Raw genomic sequence first — 22,440 nt, forward strand, 5'->3', positions numbered from 1 at the left:
ATAATTTATCGTATGCTGAAAATAGTTGATAGGTATCAATCGACTAAATATCTTCCAGTAAATTGATTATACTAATTCACAACGCAAAAATAAATTAATTTACAAAAAATATATAAAAAATATGAATAATTCCTACATAGGAGTGTGACAATGAAGAACGCATTTAAATTATTTAAAATGGATCTGAAGAAAGTAGCTAAGACGCCAGCTGTGTGGATTATCTTAGCAGGCTTAGCTATTTTGCCATCGTTCTACGCTTGGTTTAACTTATGGGCAATGTGGGATCCATATGGCAACACGGGACACATCAAGGTCGCAGTCGTTAATGAAGATAAAGGCGACACAATCAGAGGGAAAAAAGTTAATGTCGGTAATACGATGGTTAACACACTCAAGAAAAATAAAAGTTTTGATTGGCAGTTTGTAAGTAGAGAGAAAGCTGATCATGAGATAAAAATGGGTAAATATTTTGCAGGTATTTACATCCCATCTAAGTTTACACATGAAATTACCGGGACACTACGTAAGCAGCCTCAAAAAGCAGATGTAGAATTTAAGGTGAATCAGAAGATTAACGCTGTTGCGTCTAAGCTAACAGATACTGGTTCGTCAGTTGTCGTTGAAAAAGCGAATGAACAATTTAATAAAACAGTAACTCGAGCATTATTAGAAGAAGCTAACAAAGCAGGTTTAACTATTGAAGAAAATGTGCCGACAATTAATAAGATAAAAAATGCGGTATATTCGGCAGATAAAGCTTTACCTAAGATTAATGACTTTGCGAATAAAATTGTATATTTGAATAACCACCAAGCGGATTTAGATAAATATGCGAATGATTTTAGAAAACTAGGAAATTATAAAGGTGATATTTTAGATGCTCAGAAAAAATTAAACGAAGTCAATGGTGCTATTCCGCAACTTAATGAAAAGGCTAAGTTGATATTAGCTTTAAATAATTATATGCCGAAAATTGAAAAAGCGTTAAATTTTGCAGCTGATGACGTGCCAGCGCAGTTCCCTAAAATTAATCAAGGACTTAACATTGCGAGTCAAGGTATTGATCAAGCTAATGGACAGTTAAATGATGCCAAAGGCTTCGTCACACAAGTTAGAAGTAGAGTCGGTGATTATCAAGAAGCAATTCGACGCGCGCAAGATTTGAATCGAAGAAACCAGCAACAGATTCCTCAAAATAGCGCGGCGAACAACGAAACATCAAATAGTGCACCTGCAGCTGGTAATGGTGTAACATCAACGCCACCAAGTGCACCAAATGGCAATACTACACCAAATAATAATGTTACGCAAAATACCGCACCAAATAGTAATAATGCACCTGTATCGACTACACCACAAAGTACAAGCGGGAAAAAAGATGGTCAAAGTTTTGCAGATATAACAACAACACAAGTCAGCACAGCTAACGAGAACACACAAAATATTACAGATAAAGATGTTAAATCAATGGAAGCGGCATTAACGGGCTCTTTATTATCATTATCAAATAATTTAGATACCCAAGCGAAAGCCGCACAAAAAGATAGTCAGGCATTACGTAATATTTCGTATGGCATTTTAGCATCGGACAAGCCATCTGATTTTAGAGAGTCTTTAGATAATGTTAAGTCCGGTTTAGAATACACAACTCAATATAATCAACAATTTATCGATACATTAAAAGAGATTGAGAAGAATGAAAATGTTGATTTATCAAAAGAAATTGATAAGGTAAAGACAGCTAATAATCGAATTAATGAATCATTAAGGTTAGTTAATCAATTAAGTAATGCATTAAAGAATGGTAGTTCAGGAACTGCTGAAGCTACTAAATTACTAGATCAACTGTCAAAACTAGATTCATCATTATCATCATTTAGAGATTATGTTAAAAAAGATCTTAACAGCTCTTTAGTATCAATATCACAACGTATTATGGATGAATTGAACAAAGGGCAAACGGCATTGTCTAATGTTCAGTCTAAGCTAAATACAATTGATCAAGTCATCAACAGTGGTCAATCTATTTTAAAAAATGGTAAAACACGTATCGATCGTTTACAAACAGTATTACCAAGTATTGAACAACAATACATTAGTGCTATTAAAAATGCTCAAGCAAACTTCCCGAAAGTGAAAAGTGATGTAGCGAAAGCAGCTAACTTTGTACGTAACGATTTACCACAGTTGGAGCAACGTTTAACCAATGCGACTGCAAGTGTGAATAAAAATTTACCAACGTTATTAAATGGTTATGATCAAGCGGTAGGATTACTAAATAAAAATCAGCCACAAGCGAAAAAGGCTTTATCAGATTTAGCTGATTTTGCACAAAATAAATTGCCAGATGTTGAAAAAGATCTGAAAAAAGCGAATAAGATTTTCAAGAAGTTAGACAAAGACGATGCAGTCGATAAATTAATCGACACACTTAAGAATGATTTGAAAAAGCAAGCGGGTATTATTGCAAATCCTATTAATAAGAAGACTGTTGATGTTTTCCCAGTTAAGGATTATGGATCAGGGATGACACCATTCTATACTGCATTATCGGTATGGGTAGGCGCACTCTTAATGGTAAGCCTATTAACTGTTGATAATAAACATAAGAGCTTAGAGCCAGTGTTAACGACACGACAAGTATTCTTAGGTAAAGCAGGATTCTTTATAATGCTTGGTATGTTGCAAGCACTCATTGTATCGGTTGGAGATTTGTTAATCCTAAAAGCAGGAGTTGAGTCACCTGTATTATTCGTACTTATAACGATTTTCTGTTCGATTATTTTCAACTCAATCGTATATACGTGCGTATCATTACTTGGTAACCCAGGTAAAGCCATTGCAATCGTATTGCTTGTATTACAAATTGCAGGTGGTGGAGGTACATTCCCAATTCAAACGACACCACAATTTTTCCAAAACATTTCGCCATACTTACCATTTACGTATGCAATTGATTCATTACGTGAAACAGTAGGCGGTATTGTTCCGGAAATCTTAATTACAAAATTAATTATATTAACGTTATTTGGCATAGGATTCTTCGTTGTAGGTTTAATTTTAAAACCTGTAACAGATCCATTGATGAAGCGCGTATCTGAAAAAGTTGACCAAAGTAACGTTACAGAATAAAAATTAAATCCACACATTAGGGTTATAGCTCCTTAATGTGTGGATTTTTATGTTTTTAGACAGAAGAGATAGTAATTTCTGTCTTTTATGGGACGGGTGTTATCATTGCTATTATCCAGGATGACTTACTATAGCACTAATATTACCGACAAAGTGAATATCCTCATCTTCCGTAGTTAAAATAAAGCTAGAACCTTTTTGGATGTCATAGTGCTTATCGTTTACTGCTAAAGTGCCAGTACCATCGATAATTGTAACTAAGCAATAAGCATGTGGTTTATTGAATTTTAAATCTCCATGAATATCCCATTTATATACTGCAAAATATTGATTATCTACAAATTGAGTTACAGTGTGTGTGTCGATGTGAGTTGTTATAGGAGTAGTATTTGGTTCATGATTGCCTAATTCAATCACATCTTTACTTTGCTCTAAGTGCAAATCACGCAATTGACCATTTTGATCTCGTCTATCATAGTCATAAATACGGTATGTCGTATCGGATGATTGTTGTGTCTCTAAAATTAAAATACCCGAACCAATGGCATGGACAGTGCCAGCAGGAACATAATAAAAGTCACCGGACTTAACAGGTATACGTTTGAAAAGACTGTCAAATTCATGATTATCAATCATGTCGGTTAACGTTTGTTTATTATGTGCATGTACGCCATATATAATTTCAGCACCTGGGGCTGCATCTAAAATATACCAACATTCTGTTTTACCTAGTTCGCCTTCGTGTTTTAAAGCGTAATCATCATCCGGATGAACTTGAACAGATAATTTATCATTGGCATCTAATACTTTAGTTAGCAGAGGGAAACTATCTCGTGAATCATTATCGAATAATTCACGATGTTGTGACCAAAGTTGATCTAGGGTCATATCCTTGTATGGACCATTGATAATTGTATTAGGACCATTTGGATGTGCAGAAATTGCCCAGCATTCACCAGTTGTTTCATTAGGGATATCATAGTTAAATGCTTTTAATGCATGACCGCCCCAAATTCTGTCTTTAAAAACGGGTTGTAAAAATAATGCCATAGTTAAAACTCCTCTATATTTTCATTAATAAGTTATAAATTTCTGTAGTACTGTTTGCATTAATTAGTGATTGGCGCGTCTCATCATTCATTAACGCTTTAGATAAGCGCTGAAGTATTTTTAAATGTGTATCCTGACTGTTGTTTGGTACGGCAATTAAGAAAATCAATTGAGGTAGACTACCATCTAGACTTTCCCATTTAACACCATGATTATTTTTCATAACAGCTACAATCGGTTGTTTTACAACATCAGACTTTGCATGTGGAATGGCCACGTTCATGCCAATAGCTGTCGTAGACTCCATTTCACGTTCTAGGATTGCATTTTTTAAATGCGATGTGTGCTCTACATAACGGCACACTTTAAGTTGATGAATCAACGTATCGATTGCTTCGTTTCGAGACATGTTATGATCAGCAATAATGATAGTTTGTTGATCAAACACATGAGAAGGTTTATTGAGATGTGAATGTTTCGCGGTGTTATCTACATTGTCAACCTCTGTATCATGTTGTGTTATATCTGTATCATGAAGTTGCGTATGTTGCGCTGGTGCATCTACTGCTATAACTGGTGTGCGACGTTTTAATAATAGTACAGTAATCATTGTGACAAGACTACCTACTATCACTGCAAAGATAAACCATAATATATGATCAATACCACCTAATACAGCCACTATTGGACCTCCATGTGCCACTCTATCTCCAACACCACCGATGGCTGCAATGACTGATGCAATCATCGCTCCAATCATGTTAGCAGGTATAATGCGTAGTGGGTCTTGAGCTGCGAAAGGAATAGCACCTTCAGTAATACCAAATAGTCCCATAGTGAAGGAAGCCTTACCCATTTCTCTTTCGGAATGATTGAATTTATACTTTTGAACAAACGTTGCTAAACCAAGACCGATTGGTGGTGTACATACAGCAACTGCGACCATACCCATAACGGCGTAATTACCTTCAGCAATAAGTGCTGAGCCAAATAAAAATGCTACTTTGTTTACTGGACCGCCCATATCGAAGGCGATCATCGCACCTATTATCATCGCAAGTATAATAATATTAGCACCTTGCATACTTTTTAACCAGGTTGTTAATGCCTCAAAAATATTAGAAATTGGTGCACCGATTAAAAATATAAATATCAATCCTACAACGACCGATGAAATAATGGGAATAATAATGATAGGCATAATTGGTGCCATCGCTTTTGGAACTTTAATATCTTTAATCCACTTTGCGATATAACCTGCTAAGAAACCAGCAACAATACCACCTAAAAATCCTGCGCCTGCATCACTGCCATAAAAACTACCGTCAGCAGCGATAGCGCCGCCAATCATACCAGGAACAAGACCGGGCTTGTCAGCGATACTAACAGCGATATATCCAGCTAGTATTGGGACCATAAATTTAAAGGCTAAACTACCAATGTTTTCAATGGATTTCCAAAATGAATCATCCGGTATGACTAATCCTTTTGATGTCGTTTCACCGCCTAGAGTCAGCGCGATGGCGATAAGGAGTCCACCAACTACGATAAAAGGAACCATAAACGATACACCGTTCATTAAATGTTGATACACCATTTGAATACCACTTTTAGACTTACCGCGATCTTTCGAATGATAATTTGTTTCAGATTGATAAATAGGCGCATCTTGATTAATGATACGTTGAATTAGACCTCTCGGATTATGAATCCCTTCGCGAACATTTTCATTAATCAACCGTTTACCAACAAATCGGGACAGATCAACTTGTTTATCAGCTGCAATTATGACACCGTCAGCTTCTTCGATGTCTTGCGTAGTTAAAACATTTTCAGCACCAACACCGCCCTGTGTCTCTACTTTAATATCCACACCCATTTCTTTTGCTACCTGCTCAAGTTTTTCTTGAGCCATATATGTATGTGCAATGCCATTTGGGCATGAGGTAATAGCTACAATTTTCATAAAATCATCTCCTTTTCCATATTGTAAGCGTATTCTTGATGCTAAAAAAAAGAATAATTACCGTTACTAGTGGCAATTATTCTTGTAAGTATTCAAATAACTGTTGCTTTAAACTATGATTATCTAAACTACATAAATGGTTCACTGAATCATCATCCAAGTTAGCAATTAATTGCATCATTTGTTTTGTAAAAGCTGTGTCTTTTTGTGAAATTGCTAAGAAAAAGACGAGTTTGACATCGTGTTGTCGCCATGGAAAAACATCTTTTGTGCGAAAAATAAGCACATGTGATTGTAAAACTTTTTCAGGATCTCCATGAGGAATCGCCATAAAATTACCTATGTATGTAGAAGATGATTTCTCACGCTCTAAAGCTGATTCGATATATCCTTCTACAATCGCATGATGTGCTTGTAATATTTTTTGAGCTTCTTCAAAAATTTGCACAGTATGTCGTGGTTTTTGTTCAGTATTTACGACAAGGAAATTAACAGTGTCCATATGATGATGTGCTTGAACCGGATTTTGCTTTTGCTTCACAACGTGTATGATTTTGTGACGGTCATCCTCAGAAAATAATGGTGCAACCTTGATAGTTGAAAGGTGCTTAGGGAGCATTTGTAAAGTTTGCTTTGGGATATCGTGAGTTGTAATTAGTAAATCAACATTGTCAAAGTGATAGTGTGTTATATTTTCTAGTTTAATCGTATTTATCACTGACAACTCTTCGGATAAGTTATTTATTTTAGTTTCTAAAAAATTCGACACACCTAGACCATAATAACAAGCAATGACTACATTTAATTGTGTTTTGGTACGACGCTCGATGGCAGCTTGAAAATGAATTGTTAAAAAGGCAATTTCATCTTCGCTCATCTCTATATCAGTATCAATTGCTAATTTATCAATCGCTTCAAAAAGTGTGTTGAACACAAAGGGATAAAGTTTTTTAATCTCTATAACTAAAGGATTGTTTAAATAAATGTTTTGAGTGATACGTAAATATGCTTTACTAAAATGATTATATAAATTTTGTTGTAAAATCGAATCTTCATTGAAAGGTACATGAATACGTTGCTGCATCAATTCGATTAAGCGATCAATATAACTTTGTATAAATATACGTTCTATGCCAATATCGAGTTTATTAAAATGATAAGCAATAAAGAATGAAAACATATTGATTACTTTTTCATTCAAGTCATAACCTAATCTTTCGTTGATTTGCTTAATGCAAGATTGAGATATCAATTTTGCATCGTGGTTTAACGTGTCTAGCTCACTTAAAGATTGCTTACGTTTAATGATTAAAATGAGATGAATTAAAAGCTGTTGTATTTGAATATCAGTTGTTTCAATACTATGTTGTTGAAGTGTCTCTTGTATAATATGCGAAATCATCCTTTGGTGTGAATCAGGTAATTCATTTAAAATTAGGTCTTCAACATGTACATGCCCTGATGATAATTGATTTAAATGGATGATGGCATTAGTGATATCATTATCTGTTCCATCGACCACAATACCTTGTTTTTTCTTAATTGTTAAAGCGATATTAAATTTTTGACACCATTGTTGAATTCGAACGAAATAGTCGTTGAGCACAGTTTTAGATAATAGATAATCTTGCTCTAGTTGTTGCAATGTCTGTGATTTATTGTGCATTAGCAGTTGATACGCCATAGATAATAATAGTTTTTCTTTATATGATTGAATATGCGTGTAACGTTCAGTTATCGTTTCTAAGGTATACTGCGATGTATTTAATTGATATCCTTTAGATTTAATACTTACGATGATATCATCCATAAAATTGCTATTGATAACATGGATATCATTGCGAACTGTGCGGTTTGAAACATTGACATGTTCAGCAATTTCATTAGAACTAATGTGCTTTGATGGGTTTTTAATAAAAAACTGGAGTAGTTTTAAGTGTCTATCAAGCATTTAACATGTACCTCCTTTCTAAATTTTTCGTGTAAGCGTTTTTAAATGTGTATTAATATTATTAAACATGAGAGCTTATACATACGTCAATGACATTAAAGCGAACTTTTATATGAATTTAACAAAGTGAGAATTATGCAAATAAAGAACAGCAGTAAGATATTTCAAATAGAAAAATATCTCATTGCTGTTTTTCTGAATTTATGTACCTGATACTTGTGGACGTATCAGGTAAATGATTAATTTTTAGATGATTGCGGTTGTGATGGTGATGCCTGCTTAGAAGACTCGTTTGTATTAGCATTATTAGATTTGTTTGGGGCCGGTGTATTCTGTTGTTTATGATTTTGGTTATTCGTTGAAGGTTGACTGCTACCGCCCTGATTTGAATTTGATTGATTTGAATTTGATTGATTCGGATTAGATGGTTGTGTATTCGCTGGTGCTGTTGAACCGTTATTTTGGACAGTTGATGGCGTAGATGATTGATTGCCATTAGTAACACCGTTGTTGTTGTTTTGATTTTCATTTGTGTTGTTTGTATTCTCGTCTTTTTGATGATTTACTTCAGTATCTTTCTTTTGATGGGTAGCTTTATTATCTTGCTCATTATTATGATTTGATGATGTAGAATGATTTATTGCAGCATAAATAGCGAATCCAAGTGCACCAATTAACAAGATGATAACAACAGTAATAAGAAATTTTTTCAAATGTAACGCCTCCGTTTATAATAAAAATAGTCATACATTGCATGGCATCATGCTTTCAATGTCGATAAAATGATGTTAACTATAAAACTTGAAATGCGGACGATATTAATATTTGTGTCAGTTTTTTATGTACTTCAAATAAGTATAACAAAACTGTTATATATTTATAAATATAATCAATAGTATTTTATTGTACAAGCAAGTTATAATAATAGTAATAAGATTGAAAAATTTGTATGGAAAAGAGAGATAAATATGAATCAAACAACTAAACTTTGTGCAGCAACGACATTAGCATTAGGTACTTTAATTGGCGCAACAGTTGTAGGGACTGCATCACCAATACATCAAGAAGCACAGGCGGCAACAACACCTTACTATACTTATCATGGATATATCGGTCATAACGCTAATTTTATAATGGATAAGCATTTTATTAACGCTATTAAATATGACAACGTGACATTTAATGGTATTAAATTAGCGAAGACAAATGCGACAAAAAAAGTAGAGAAATACGATCAAACTTTTAAAGGTGTAACTGCAAAAGGAAATGAAGCGAATCAATTACAATTTATCGTTAAAAATAATATATCACTAAAAGATATTCAAAAAGCTTATGGTAAAGATTTGAAAAAAGAGAATAATAAAACGAAAGAATCTGATAGCGGTATTTTTTATTATCAACATTCTAAAAAGTCATTAGGCATTTGGTTTGTTGTTGATCATAATAGAGTGGTTGAAGTTACAGTGGGACATACGCCATACAAAACGAGTAAATAATAAAGTAAATATAGGGGCTAGTATGTGAGGAATGATGTCACATACTAGTCTTTTTTGATTATATGATGGTAGTTTTCGTGTCTCCATGATATTGAAATATATAGATTTAATCATGCGCAGTTAAGTAGTCAGCATATATATTTCACATGTTGATTAAGTATGTGTTGTACTAATTTTTTGATTGTTAATAATTTCACAAAAATAAAGCCTTGATAAATTTTAAAAGATAATTAAGTGCAATTTTCAAAATTTTATTTAGTCACAGATAACATTTTTAAAAAAGAAAAGAATCAATAAATAAAATCAACGAACAAAAAGTATAGAAATAAATAGAAATAATCGTTTACTTTTCTGAAAAATTAAATTAATATTTTATTTATAAGCTGTTTTTAAAATTTCAGGAGGAATGAAATGTGAGGAAATTTTCAAGATATGCATTTACAAGTATGGCAACAGTAACGTTGCTGAGCTCTTTGACACCTGCAGCACTAGCGAGTGATACGAATCACAAACCAGCAACTTCAGATATTAATTTTGAAATCACGCAAAAGAGTGATGCAGTTAAAGCATTAAAAGAGTTACCTAAATCTGAAAATGTGAAAAATCATTATCAAGATTACTCTGTTACAGATGTAAAAACAGATAAGAAAGGATTCACGCATTACACGTTACAACCGAGTGTGGATGGTGTGCATGCGCCTGACAAAGAAGTGAAAGTGCATGCGGACAAATCGGGTAAAGTCGTTTTAATCAACGGTGATACTGATGCGAAGAAAGTAAAGCCGACAAATAAAGTGACATTAAGCAAGGATGAAGCGGCTGACAAAGCATTTAACGCAGTTAAGATTGATAAAAATAAAGCTAAAAACCTCCAAGATGACGTTATCAAAGAAAATAAAGTCGAAATCGATGGTGACAGTAATAAATACATTTACAATATTGAATTAATTACAGTAACACCAGAAATTTCACATTGGAAAGTTAAAATTGATGCAGACACAGGAGCAGTTGTTGAAAAAACGAACTTAGTTAAAGAAGCAGCAGCAACTGGCACAGGTAAAGGTGTGCTTGGAGATACAAAAGATATCAATATCAATAGTATTGATGGTGGATTTAGTTTAGAGGATTTGACGCATCAAGGTAAATTATCAGCATACAATTTTAACGATCAAACAGGTCAAGCGACATTAATTACTAATGAAGATGAAAACTTCGTCAAAGATGATCAACGTGCTGGTGTAGATGCGAATTATTATGCTAAACAAACATATGATTACTACAAAAATACATTTGGTCGTGAGTCTTACGATAACCATGGTAGTCCAATAGTCTCATTAACACATGTAAATCATTATGGTGGACAAGATAACAGAAATAACGCTGCATGGATTGGAGACAAAATGATTTATGGTGATGGCGATGGCCGCACGTTTACAAATTTATCAGGTGCAAATGACGTAGTAGCACATGAGTTAACACATGGCGTGACACAAGAAACGGCGAATTTAGAGTATAAAGATCAATCTGGTGCGTTAAATGAAAGCTTTTCAGATGTTTTTGGATACTTTGTAGATGATGAGGATTTCTTGATGGGTGAAGATGTTTACACACCAGGAAAAGAGGGAGATGCTTTACGAAGCATGTCAAACCCAGAACAATTTGGTCAACCATCTCATATGAAAGACTATGTATACACTGAAAAAGATAACGGTGGTGTGCATACGAATTCTGGCATTCCAAATAAAGCAGCTTATAACGTAATTCAAGCAATAGGGAAATCTAAATCAGAACAAATTTACTACCGAGCATTAACGGAATACTTAACAAGTAATTCAAACTTCAAAGATTGTAAAGATGCATTATACCAAGCGGCTAAAGATTTATATGACGAGCAAACAGCTGAACAAGTATATGAAGCATGGAACGAAGTTGGCGTCGAGTAAAAATATATAAACAAGAAGAAGTAATGTTAAACACTTATAAATAATTAAATTTTAAATACAGCTTATATAAGGGTTATACCTACATTGATAATTGACTTTGTAGGTGTACCCTCTTTTTGTAATTAGATGAGAGGAGTATGAGGGTTGTCTGCCGAAAGACTACTCGGCAGTCTAAAATCATTACTAGTAGTAAATATGTGATAATTAAATGCTGACTTAGAATACAAAATTCATTTTAAAAGTTGTCACAAAAAATTTACATGTATTTTTATTATCTTTTGCAAAACAAAGTGTTAAATTATAAATGAAACATGCATGAATTTATTTTTTAATACAAGAAACGTAACTACCAAAGGAGTTTACAATATGAAGAAAAGTAAACGATTAGAAATTGTTTCTACAATAGTTAAAAAGCATAAGATTTATAAAAAAGAACAAATCATTTCATATATTGAAGAATATTTTGGTGTAAGATATAGTGCAACAACAATTGCTAAAGACTTGAAAGAACTTAATATATATCGTGTCCCTATCGATTGTGAGACATGGATTTATAAAGCTATTAATAATCAAACAGAACAAGAGATGAGAGAAAAGTTTAAACATTATTGTGAACATGAAGTACTTAGCTCGATTATCAATGGCGCATATATTATAGTCAAAACCTCACCAGGTTTCGCTCAAGGCATTAACTACTTTATCGATCAATTAAATATTGAAGAAATATTAGGTACGGTGAGTGGAAATGACACTACATTAATCTTAACTGCATCAAATGATATGGCAGAATACGTATATGCAAAATTATTTAAATAGACATGTATCAAATGAATAATAAAAATTTGTTTTGTATCACGTGTACACAAGTTAGTTACTACATATTAACTTGTGTACGCGTTTTTTTATGGAAAGAAAGAATTCATAGTCATTCATTTGACTGTATAAAAAACTTTATACAACATGTTTTTGTGGGTGTTTTTGAATAAAAAATGTATATTTTAACCCAAAATACCTTTATTTATGTATAAAAATCCATTATTATGTATTGTATAACAAAAAGATATGAAATTTTCGACTTTCTTTATGTGAATATAATCACATGTAAGCGTTTGAAGATTGTCTATACTCTAAATGAATTCAAAGATAAAAGGAGGAAATAGACATGACAGATGGTCCAATTAAAGTAAATAGCGAAATTGGAGCTTTAAAAACTGTGTTACTTAAGCGTCCTGGAAAAGAATTAGAAAATTTAGTGCCTGATTATTTAGATGGATTACTATTTGATGATATTCCATATTTAGAAGTAGCTCAAAAAGAGCATGACCATTTTGCACAGGTGCTAAGAGAAGAGGGTGTTGAAGTACTTTACCTTGAGAAGTTAGCAGCTGAAAGTATTGAAAATCCTCAAGTAAGAAGTGAATTTATTGATGATGTATTAGCAGAGTCTAAAAAAACAATATTAGGTCATGAAGAAGAAATTAAGGCATTATTTGCGACACTTTCTAATCAAGAACTTGTAGATAAAATAATGTCAGGAGTACGTAAGGAAGAAATTAATCCGAAATGTACACATCTAGTAGAGTATATGGATGATAAGTATCCATTCTATTTAGATCCAATGCCAAACCTTTATTTTACTAGAGATCCACAAGCCTCAATAGGACACGGTATAACAATCAATCGGATGTTCTGGAGAGCACGACGACGAGAATCAATATTTATTCAATATATTGTAAAGCATCATCCTAGATTTAAAGATGCGAATATTCCAATCTGGTTAGATCGAGATTGCCCATTCAATATTGAAGGCGGCGATGAACTTGTTTTATCTAAAGAAGTCTTGGCTATAGGCGTTTCAGAACGTACATCTGCACAAGCTATTGAAAAGTTAGCGCGACGTATTTTTGAAAATCCGCAGGCGACGTTTAAAAAAGTAGTAGCAATTGAAATTCCAACTAGTAGAACATTTATGCACTTAGATACAGTATTTACAATGATAGATTATGACAAATTTACAATACATTCAGCCATTTTAAAGGCAGAAGGCAATATGAATATATTTATTATTGAATATGATGACGTAAATAAAGATATTTCCATCAAACAATCTAGTCATTTAAAAGATACTTTAGAAGACGTTCTAGGTATAGATGATATCCAATTCATTCCAACAGGAAATGGTGATGTCATTGATGGTGCTAGAGAGCAATGGAATGATGGCTCAAATACATTATGTATAAGACCAGGTGTTGTAGTGACTTACGATAGAAACTATGTATCGAATGATTTATTGAGACAAAAAGGTATAAAAGTCATTGAAATATCTGGTAGCGAGTTGGTACGTGGACGTGGGGGTCCTAGATGTATGAGTCAACCACTATTCAGAGAAGACATTTAACGTAATAAATTATAGAAGCGAGGGTGAAAATAATGACAGAAATTCAAAAACCGTATGATTTAAAAGGCAGATCATTATTAAAAGAAAGTGATTTTACCAAAGCAGAATTCGAAGGACTTATTGATTTTGCAATTACATTAAAAGAGTATAAGAAAAATGGTATCAAGCATCACTACTTATCTGGAAAAAATATTGCACTACTATTCGAAAAGAATTCGACGAGAACGCGTGCAGCGTTTACAGTTGCGTCTATTGATTTAGGTGCGCATCCAGAATTTTTAGGGAAAAATGATATTCAATTAGGCAAAAAAGAATCTGTAGAGGATACTGCGAAAGTATTAGGTAGAATGTTCGATGGTATTGAATTCCGTGGTTTTTCACAACAAGCTGTTGAAGATTTAGCGAAGTTCTCTGGTGTACCGGTGTGGAATGGATTAACAGACGATTGGCATCCTACACAAATGTTAGCTGATTTTATGACAATAAAAGAGAATTTTGGATATCTGGAAGGAATAAACTTAACTTACGTTGGAGATGGACGTAATAATATTGCGCATTCATTAATGGTAGCAGGTGCTATGTTAGGTGTTAATGTAAGAATTTGTACACCTAAATCATTAAATCCAAAAGATGCATATGTTGATATTGCAAAAGAAAAAGCGAGTCAATATGGTGGTTCAGTCATGATTACGGATAATATTGCAGAAGCAGTTGAAAATACAGATGCTATATATACAGATGTTTGGGTATCGATGGGTGAAGAAAGTGAATTTGAACAACGTATTAATTTATTAAAAGACTATCAAGTGAATCAACAGTTGTTTGATTTAACAGGTAAAGATTCAACGATATTCTTACATTGTTTACCAGCATTCCATGATACAAATACACTTTATGGACAAGAAATTTATGAAAAATATGGATTAGCTGAAATGGAAGTTACAGACCAAATCTTTAGAAGTGAACATTCAAAAGTGTTTGATCAAGCTGAAAATAGAATGCATACAATTAAGGCAGTAATGGCAGCAACATTGGGGAGTTAATCACTAAATGGAACGATATGAATATGATGTGTCTGATGATATAAGTATCAAGTACAGACACCTCATATTGGTATTAAAGGAGAAATGAATATGAACGAATCAGGAGATAACAAACTCAGTAAATCTTCTTTAATTGGACTAGTTATAGGATCCATGATTGGTGGCGGTGCGTTCAATATAATGTCTGATATGGGTGGTAAAGCCGGTGGATTAGCCATTATTATTGGTTGGATTATTACAGCTATAGGAATGATTTCATTAGCGTTCGTATTTCAAAATTTAACCAATGAACGGCCGGAGCTAGACGGTGGTATTTATAGTTATGCTCAAGCAGGATTTGGCGATTTTGTAGGCTTTATCAGTGCTTGGGGATATTGGTTCTCAGCATTTTTAGGCAATGTTGCCTATGCAACACTATTGATGTCAGCAGTTGGTAACTTTTTCCCGATTTTTAAAGGAGGCAACACATTACCAAGTATTATTGTCGCCTCGTTACTACTCTGGGGTGTGCATTTCCTAATTTTAAAAGGTGTTGAAACAGCAGCCTTTATCAATAGTATTGTTACTGTTGCAAAGTTAATACCGATTTTACTTGTAATCATATGCATGATAATTGCATTCAATTTTGACACTTTTAAAACAGGCTTTTTCGGTATGACGTCAGAGGGTGTATTGCCATTTAGTTGGGCGAGCACAATGAGCCAAGTTAAAAGTACGATGCTAGTGACAGTTTGGGTGTTTATCGGTATCGAAGGTGCAGTAATTTTTTCTAGCAGAGCTAAAAATAAAAAAGATGTAGGTAGTGCCACGGTTATAGGACTTATATCAGTTTTAATTATCTATTTCTTATTAACTGTATTAGCTCAAGGCGTGATTTTGCAAAATCATATTTCTCAATTAGATTCGCCAAGTATGGCACAGGTGCTTGCATCTATTGTAGGTGGTTGGGGACCTACACTTGTAAATATTGGTTTAATTATTTCGGTACTAGGTGCATGGTTAGGATGGACATTGCTTGCTGGTGAATTACCTTTCATTGTTGCAAAAGATGGATTATTTCCAAAATGGTTTGCTAAAGAAAATAAAAATGGAGCACCTGTAAATGCACTGCTTATTACCAATATATTAGTACAATTATTTTTAATAAGTATGCTATTTACACAGAGTGCGTATCAATTTGCATTTTCACTAGCATCAAGTGCTATTTTATACCCTTACATGTTCAGTGCATTTTACCAAGTTAAATACACTTTAGAGCATCGACAGCAAGCAACTACTAAACAATGGACGATTGGTATCATAGCCTCAATTTATGCTATATGGCTTATATATGCAGCAGGTATCAATTACTTATTACTGACGATGTTACTTTATATTCCAGCTCTTCTTGTTTATTCAATCGTTCAAAAGAATAATCAGACACGTTTGATTAAATCAGACTATATTCTTTTTATGATTATTATCGTACTTGCAGTTATCGGGTTAATTAAGTTATTGATGGGAACGATAAATGTTTTTTAAAAGGAGCGACAAAAATATGAAAGAGAAAATTGTCATTGCATTAGGCGGTAATGCGATACAGACAAAAGAAGCAACAGCTGAAGCACAACAAACAGCTATTAGACGTGCGATGCAAAACCTTAAACCTTTATTTGATTCACCAGCGCGTATTGTCATTTCACATGGTAATGGTCCACAAATTGGAGGTTTATTAATCCAACAAGCTAAATCGAACAGTGACACAACGCCGGCAATGCCATTGGATACTTGTGGTGCAATGTCACAAGGTATGATAGGCTATTGGTTGGAAACTGAAATCAATCGCATTTTAACTGAAATGAATAGTGATAGAACTGTAGGCACAATCGTAACACGTGTGGAAGTAGATAAAGATGATCCACGATTTGATAACCCAACTAAACCAATTGGTCCTTTTTATACGAAAGAAGAAGTTGAAGAATTACAAAAAGAACAGCCAGGCTCAGTCTTTAAAGAAGATGCAGGACGTGGTTATAGAAAAGTAGTTGCGTCACCACTACCTCAATCTATACTAGAACACCAGTTAATTCGAACTTTAGCAGACGGTAAAAATATTGTCATTGCATGCGGTGGTGGCGGTATTCCAGTTATAAAAAAAGAAAATACCTATGAAGGTGTTGAAGCGGTTATAGATAAAGATTTTGCTAGTGAGAAATTAGCAACGCTGATTGAAGCAGATACCTTAATGATTCTTACGAATGTAGAAAATGTATTTATTAACTTTAATGAACCTAATCAACAACAAATCGATGATATTGATGTAGCAACACTGAAAAAATACGCGGCACAAGGTAAGTTTGCGGAAGGATCGATGTTGCCAAAAATAGAAGCTGCGATACGATTTGTTGAAAGTGGGGAAAACAAAAAAGTTATCATTACCAATTTAGAGCAGGCATACGAAGCTTTGATTGGTAATAAAGGTACACACATTCACATGTAGCACTTTATCACGCGACAAAACATTAAATATGTTTCTCCGTTGATTCAAATGAAAAAGTTGTCTGCTGACACTTTGCAAGGTTTGAAGGAGTTTAACTTATGACAGAAAACTTTATTTTGGGTAGAAATAATAAATTAGAACATGAACTAAAGGCATTAGCAGATTACATTAATATCCCATATAGTATATTACAACCATATCAAAGTGAATGTTTTGTCAGACATTATACGAAAGGCCAAGTTATTTATTTTTCGCCACAAGAAAGTAGCAATATTTACTTTTTAATTGAAGGTAACATTATTAGAGAACATTACAATCAAAATGGAGATGTATATCGTTATTTTAATAAAGAGCAAGTATTATTTCCAATCAGTAACTTATTTCATCCGAAAGAGGTTAACGAATTGTGCACAGCATTAACCGATTGTACAGTTCTTGGATTGCCTAGAGAATTGATGGCCTTTTTGTGCAAAGCTAATGATGATATATTTTTGACACTTTTTGCATTAATAAATGATAATGAGCAGCAACACATGAACTATAACATGGCATTAACAAGTAAATTTGCTAAAGATCGAATTATCAAATTGTTATGCCATCTATGTCAGACAGTAGGATACGATCAAGATGAATTTTATGAAATCAAACAGTTTTTAACTATTCAACTCATGAGTGATATGGCTGGGATTTCCCGGGAAACAGCTGGTCATATTATTCATGAACTTAAAGATGAAAAACTTGTTGTTAAAGATCATAAAAATTGGTTAGTAAGCAAACATTTATTCAATGATGTATGTGTTTAATATACAATGTAAAATGAATAAGTTGAACATGAGGTCTAACGTACATTTATACGTTAGGCCTTTTTTGTTAGCATGATGATTAATTTAATATGTTAGTTAAATTTGATTGTTGAAATTACAGTAAAATTTAAGGTGATGAAAAATTTAGAACTTCTAAGTTTTTGAAAAGTAAAACATTTGTAATAGTGTAAAAATAGTATATTGATTTTTGCTAGTTAACAGAAAATTTTAAGTTATATAAATAGGAAGAAAACAAATTTTACGTAATTTTTTTCGAAAAGCAATTGATATAATTCTTATTTCATTATACAATTTAGACTAATCTAGAAATTGAAATGGAGTAATATTTTTGAAAAAAAGAATTGATTATTTGTCGAATAAGCAGAATAAGTATTCGATTAGACGTTTTACAGTAGGTACCACATCAGTAATAGTAGGGGCAACTATACTATTTGGGATAGGCAATCATCAAGCACAAGCTTCAGAACAATCGAACGATACAACGCAATCTTCGAAAAATAATGCAAGTGCAGATTCCGAAAAAAACAATACGATAGAAACACCTCAATTAAATACAACGGCTAATGATACATCTGATATTAGTGCAAACACAAACAGTGCGAATGTAGATAGCACAGCAAAAACAATGTCTACACAAACGAGCAATACCACTACAACAGAGCCAGCTTCAACAAATGAAACACCTCAACCGACGGCAATTAAAGATCAAGCAACTGCTGCAAAAATGCAAGATCAAACTGTTCCTCAAGAAGCAAATTCTCAAGTAGATAATAAAACAACGAATGATGCTAATAACATAGCAACAAACAGTGAGCTTAAAAATCCTCAAACATTAGATTTACCACAATCATCACCACAAACGATTTCCAATGCGCAAGGAACTAGTAAACCAAGTGTTAGAACGAGAGCTGTACGTAGTCTTGCAGTTGCTGAACCTGTAGTAAATGCTGCTGATGCTAAAGGTACAAATGTAAATGATAAAGTTACGGCAAGTGATTTCAAGTTAGAAAAGACTGCATTTGACCCTAACCAAAGTGGTAACACATTTATGGCGGCAAATTTTAAAGTGACTGGACAAGTGAAATCAGGGGATTATTTTACAGCGAAGTTACCAGATAGTGTAACTGGTAATGGAGACGTGGATTACTCTAATTCAAATAATACGATGCCAATTGCAGACATTAAAAGTACGAATGGCGATGTTGTAGCTAAAGCAACATATGATATCTTGACTAAGACGTATACATTTGTCTTTACAGATTATGTAAATGATAAAGAAAATATTAACGGACAATTTTCATTACCTTTATTTACAGACCGAGCAAAGGCACCTAAATCAGGAACATATGATGCAAATATTAATATTGCGGATGAAATGTTTGATAATAAAATTACTTATAACTATAGTTCGCCAATTGCAGGAATTGATAAGCCAAATGGCGCGAACATTTCTTCTCAAATTATTGGTGTAGATACAGCTTCAGGTCAAAACACATACAAGCAAACGGTATTTGTTAACCCTAAGCAACGAGTTTTAGGTAATACGTGGGTGTATATTAAAGGTTACCAAGATAAAATCGAAGAAAGTAGCGGTAAAGTAAGTGCTACAGATACAAAACTGAGAATTTTTGAAGTGAATGATACATCTAAATTATCAGATAGCTACTATGCAGACCCAAATGACTCTAACCTTAAAGAAGTGACTGGTGAGTTTAAAGATAAAATTTCATACAAATACGATAACGTAGCAAGTATTAATTTTGGTGATATAAATAAAACGTATGTTGTATTAGTGGAAGGTCACTATGATAATACTGGTAAAAACTTGAAAACACAGGTTATTCAAGAAAATATTGACCCAGCGACAGGTAAAGACTACAGTATTTTCGGTTGGAATAATGAGAATGTTGTACGTTATGGAGGCGGAAGTGCTGATGGTGATTCAGCAGTAAATCCAGTTGATCCAACACCGGGACCACCAGTTGACCCAGAGCCAGAACCGGAGCCAACGCCGGATCCAGAGCCAAGTCCAGAGCCAGAACCGGAACCAACGCCAGATCCAGAGCCAAGTCCAGAACCAGATCCGGATTCGGATTCAGATAGTGACTCAGGCTCAGACAGCGACTCAGGTTCAGATAGCGATTCGGATTCAGATAGTGACTCAGACTCAGATAGTGACTCAAACTCAGACAGTGAGTCAGATTCAGACAGTGACTCGGACTCAGATAGTGACTCAGATTCAGATAGCGATTCAGATTCAGACAGCGATTCGGACTCAGACAGTGAGTCAGATTCAGATAGCGACTCGGATTCAAACAGCGATTCGGACTCAGACAGTGACTCGGACTCAGATAGTGACTCGGACTCAGATAGTGACTCAAACTCAGACAGTGAGTCAGATTCAGACAGTGACTCGGACTCAGATAGCGACTCGGACTCAGATAGCGATTCGGATTCAGACAGTGACTCAGGTTCAGACAGTGAGTCAGATTCAGACAGCGATTCGGATTCAGATAGCGACTCGGATTCAGATAGTGACTCGGACTCAGATAGTGACTCAGATTCAGACAGCGATTCGGATTCAGATAGCGATTCAGATTCAGACAGCGATTCAGAATCAGACAGCGATTCGGATTCAGACAGTGACTCGGATTCAGATAGCGACTCGGATTCAGACAGCGATTCGGACTCAGACAGTGACTCCGATTCAGATAGCGATTCAGAATCAGACAGTGAGTCAGATTCAGATAGCGATTCAGAATCAGACAGTGACTCAGACTCAGACAGTGAGTCAGATTCAGACAGCGATTCAGACTCAGACAGTGAGTCAGATTCAGACAGTGAGTCAGATTCAGACAGCGATTCGGACTCAGATAGCGACTCCGATTCAAGAGTTACACCACCAAATAATGAACAAAAAGCACCATCAAATCCTAAAGGTGAAGTAAACCATTCTAATAAGGCATCAAAACAACACCAAACTGATGCTTTACCAGAAACAGGAGATAAGAGCGAAAACACAAATGCAACTTTATTTGATGCAATGGTGGCATTATTAGGATCATTACTATTGTTTAGAAAACGCAAGCAAGATCATAAAGAAAAAGCGTAAATACTTTTTTAGGCCGAATACATTTGTATTCGGTTTTTTTGTTGAAAATGATTTTAAAGTGAATTGTTTAAGCGTAAAATGTTGATAAAGTAGAATTAGAAAGGGGGCATGACGTATGGCTTATATTTCATTAAACTATCATTCACCAACAATTGGTATGCATCAAAATTTGACAGTCATTTTACCGGAAGATCAAAGCTTCTTTAATAACGATACAACTGCTAAACCATTAAAAACTTTAATGTTGTTACATGGATTATCAAGTGATGAAACGACATATATGAGATATACAAGCATAGAAAGGTATGCGAATGAACACAAATTAGCTGTGATTATGCCCAATGTGGATCATAGCGCATATGCTAACATGGCATATGGTCATAGCTATTATGATTATATTTTGGAAGTATATGATTATGTTCATCAAATATTTCCACTTTCCAAAAAACGTGATGACAATTTTATAGCAGGTCACTCTATGGGAGGATATGGCACAATTAAATTTGCATTAACACAAGGGGATAAATTTGCCAAAGCTGTACCATTATCTGCTGTGTTTGAAGCGCAAAATTTAATGGATCTAGAGTGGAATGATTTTTCAAAAGAGGCCATAATTGGCAATCTTTCAAGTGTTAAAGGAACTGAACATGATCCGTATTACTTGCTAGACAAAGCTGTAGCTGAAGATAAACAAATTCCAAAATTGCTCATTATGTGTGGTAAACAAGACTTTTTATATCAAGACAATTTAGATTTTATCGATTATTTATCACGCAAAAATGTTCCTTATCAATTTGAAGATGGACCAGGAGATCATGATTATGCATATTGGGACCAAGCGATTAAGCGTGCTATAACATGGATGGTGAATGATTAATTATTTCCTGGAAAATATGTGCCTACATTAAATACACAGAGTGAGTGATACAAACTATTTACGCACGACTAACATTTCTGAGTGTTTAAATTAATTTTGTATTAATATGATTGGTGCAATTTGCTGATACACAAAAATGTTTCTCGTGAAACTTAGATTTAGCTTATAG

16 protein-coding genes are annotated in these 22,440 nt (G+C 34.0%); 12 read left to right on the plus strand and 4 right to left on the minus strand.

The genetic code is table 11. From position 1 onward, the window contains the following. Positions 1-150 precede the first annotated feature (150 nt). Positions 151-3,132, plus strand: a complete 2,982-nt coding sequence (locus NST10_RS10195; RefSeq protein WP_000786119.1) for a YhgE/Pip domain-containing protein — start codon at positions 151-153, stop codon at positions 3,130-3,132. Between the two features lie 111 nt (positions 3,133-3,243). Here NST10_RS10195 and manA read toward each other — a convergent pair whose 3' ends face one another. From manA to NST10_RS10215, 4 genes are all read right to left on the minus strand, one after another. Next, a complete protein-coding gene (gene manA / locus NST10_RS10200; protein ID WP_001173203.1) occupies positions 3,244-4,182 on the minus strand; it encodes a mannose-6-phosphate isomerase, class I in 939 nt (312 codons plus the stop codon). A gap of 13 nt (positions 4,183-4,195) precedes the next feature. Beyond that, positions 4,196-6,148, minus strand: a complete 1,953-nt coding sequence (locus tag NST10_RS10205; protein WP_000706117.1) for a PTS fructose transporter subunit IIABC — start codon at positions 6,146-6,148, stop codon at positions 4,196-4,198. Between the two features lie 76 nt (positions 6,149-6,224). Next, entirely contained in the window at positions 6,225-8,099 is a 1,875-nt protein-coding gene (locus tag NST10_RS10210) for a BglG family transcription antiterminator (RefSeq protein ID WP_000887007.1), read from the minus strand. A 239-nt stretch (positions 8,100-8,338) separates the two neighbouring features. Continuing rightward, the gene (locus NST10_RS10215; RefSeq protein ID WP_000714024.1) at positions 8,339-8,812 is read right to left on the minus strand and encodes a hypothetical protein; all 474 of its coding nucleotides are present in this window, start codon (positions 8,810-8,812) and stop codon (positions 8,339-8,341) included. A 255-nt stretch (positions 8,813-9,067) separates the two neighbouring features. Between NST10_RS10215 and isaB the strand changes: the two genes are divergently transcribed. The 11 genes from isaB to NST10_RS10270 all read left to right on the plus strand — a co-directional run bounded on the left by isaB (position 9,068) and on the right by NST10_RS10270 (position 22,271). Beyond that, complete coding sequence (gene isaB / locus NST10_RS10220; protein WP_001077096.1) at positions 9,068-9,595, plus strand: immunodominant staphylococcal antigen IsaB; 528 nt, start codon at positions 9,068-9,070, stop codon at positions 9,593-9,595. Positions 9,596-10,008: 413 nt separating this feature from the next. Continuing rightward, the gene (gene aur / locus NST10_RS10225; RefSeq protein WP_001225040.1) at positions 10,009-11,538 is read left to right on the plus strand and encodes a zinc metalloproteinase aureolysin; all 1,530 of its coding nucleotides are present in this window, start codon (positions 10,009-10,011) and stop codon (positions 11,536-11,538) included. Between the two features lie 366 nt (positions 11,539-11,904). Next, positions 11,905-12,354 (plus strand): arginine repressor, encoded by a 450-nt coding sequence (locus tag NST10_RS10230; protein WP_000748756.1) that lies wholly within the window; start codon positions 11,905-11,907, stop codon positions 12,352-12,354. A 2-nt stretch (positions 12,355-12,356) separates the two neighbouring features. Further along, complete coding sequence (locus tag NST10_RS10235) at positions 12,357-12,524, plus strand: hypothetical protein (protein WP_001791298.1); 168 nt, start codon at positions 12,357-12,359, stop codon at positions 12,522-12,524. A 176-nt stretch (positions 12,525-12,700) separates the two neighbouring features. Next, complete coding sequence (gene arcA / locus NST10_RS10240; RefSeq protein WP_000129413.1) at positions 12,701-13,936, plus strand: arginine deiminase; 1,236 nt, start codon at positions 12,701-12,703, stop codon at positions 13,934-13,936. Between the two features lie 32 nt (positions 13,937-13,968). Then, positions 13,969-14,979 carry an ornithine carbamoyltransferase gene (argF, locus tag NST10_RS10245; protein ID WP_000136159.1) on the plus strand — a complete coding sequence of 337 codons (1,011 nt, stop codon included), beginning with the start codon at positions 13,969-13,971 and terminating at the stop codon, positions 14,977-14,979. Between the two features lie 90 nt (positions 14,980-15,069). Next, positions 15,070-16,500: an arginine-ornithine antiporter gene (gene arcD / locus NST10_RS10250; protein ID WP_339209796.1), complete on the plus strand. Its 1,431-nt coding sequence runs from the start codon at positions 15,070-15,072 to the stop codon at positions 16,498-16,500. A gap of 16 nt (positions 16,501-16,516) precedes the next feature. After that, positions 16,517-17,458: a carbamate kinase gene (gene arcC / locus NST10_RS10255; protein WP_000660023.1), complete on the plus strand. Its 942-nt coding sequence runs from the start codon at positions 16,517-16,519 to the stop codon at positions 17,456-17,458. A gap of 98 nt (positions 17,459-17,556) precedes the next feature. Continuing rightward, the gene (locus NST10_RS10260) at positions 17,557-18,261 is read left to right on the plus strand and encodes a Crp/Fnr family transcriptional regulator (RefSeq protein ID WP_000138218.1); all 705 of its coding nucleotides are present in this window, start codon (positions 17,557-17,559) and stop codon (positions 18,259-18,261) included. Between the two features lie 349 nt (positions 18,262-18,610). Then, positions 18,611-21,394, plus strand: a complete 2,784-nt coding sequence (gene clfB, locus NST10_RS10265; RefSeq protein ID WP_251357140.1) for an MSCRAMM family adhesin clumping factor ClfB — start codon at positions 18,611-18,613, stop codon at positions 21,392-21,394. A gap of 115 nt (positions 21,395-21,509) precedes the next feature. Beyond that, a complete protein-coding gene (locus NST10_RS10270; RefSeq protein WP_000323448.1) occupies positions 21,510-22,271 on the plus strand; it encodes an alpha/beta hydrolase family protein in 762 nt (253 codons plus the stop codon). Positions 22,272-22,440: the final 169 nt, after the last annotated feature.

Source organism: Staphylococcus sp. FSL W8-0305 (assembly GCF_037966415.1).
Classification (GTDB): Bacteria; Bacillota; Bacilli; order Staphylococcales; family Staphylococcaceae; genus Staphylococcus; species Staphylococcus aureus.

Coding starts and splice junctions, on each gene's coding strand:
- NST10_RS10195 (WP_000786119.1), top strand. CDS start 151: ATGAAGAACGCATTTAAATTATTTAAAATGGATCTGAAGAAAGTAGCT.
- manA (WP_001173203.1), bottom strand. CDS start 4,182: ATGGCATTATTTTTACAACCCGTTTTTAAAGACAGAATTTGGGGCGGT.
- NST10_RS10205 (WP_000706117.1), bottom strand. CDS start 6,148: ATGAAAATTGTAGCTATTACCTCATGCCCAAATGGCATTGCACATACA.
- NST10_RS10210 (WP_000887007.1), bottom strand. CDS start 8,099: ATGCTTGATAGACACTTAAAACTACTCCAGTTTTTTATTAAAAACCCA.
- isaB (WP_001077096.1), top strand. CDS start 9,068: ATGAATCAAACAACTAAACTTTGTGCAGCAACGACATTAGCATTAGGT.
- NST10_RS10230 (WP_000748756.1), top strand. CDS start 11,905: ATGAAGAAAAGTAAACGATTAGAAATTGTTTCTACAATAGTTAAAAAG.
- NST10_RS10235 (WP_001791298.1), top strand. CDS start 12,357: ATGTATCAAATGAATAATAAAAATTTGTTTTGTATCACGTGTACACAA.
- arcA (WP_000129413.1), top strand. CDS start 12,701: ATGACAGATGGTCCAATTAAAGTAAATAGCGAAATTGGAGCTTTAAAA.
- argF (WP_000136159.1), top strand. CDS start 13,969: ATGACAGAAATTCAAAAACCGTATGATTTAAAAGGCAGATCATTATTA.
- arcD (WP_339209796.1), top strand. CDS start 15,070: ATGAACGAATCAGGAGATAACAAACTCAGTAAATCTTCTTTAATTGGA.
- arcC (WP_000660023.1), top strand. CDS start 16,517: ATGAAAGAGAAAATTGTCATTGCATTAGGCGGTAATGCGATACAGACA.
- NST10_RS10260 (WP_000138218.1), top strand. CDS start 17,557: ATGACAGAAAACTTTATTTTGGGTAGAAATAATAAATTAGAACATGAA.
- NST10_RS10270 (WP_000323448.1), top strand. CDS start 21,510: ATGGCTTATATTTCATTAAACTATCATTCACCAACAATTGGTATGCAT.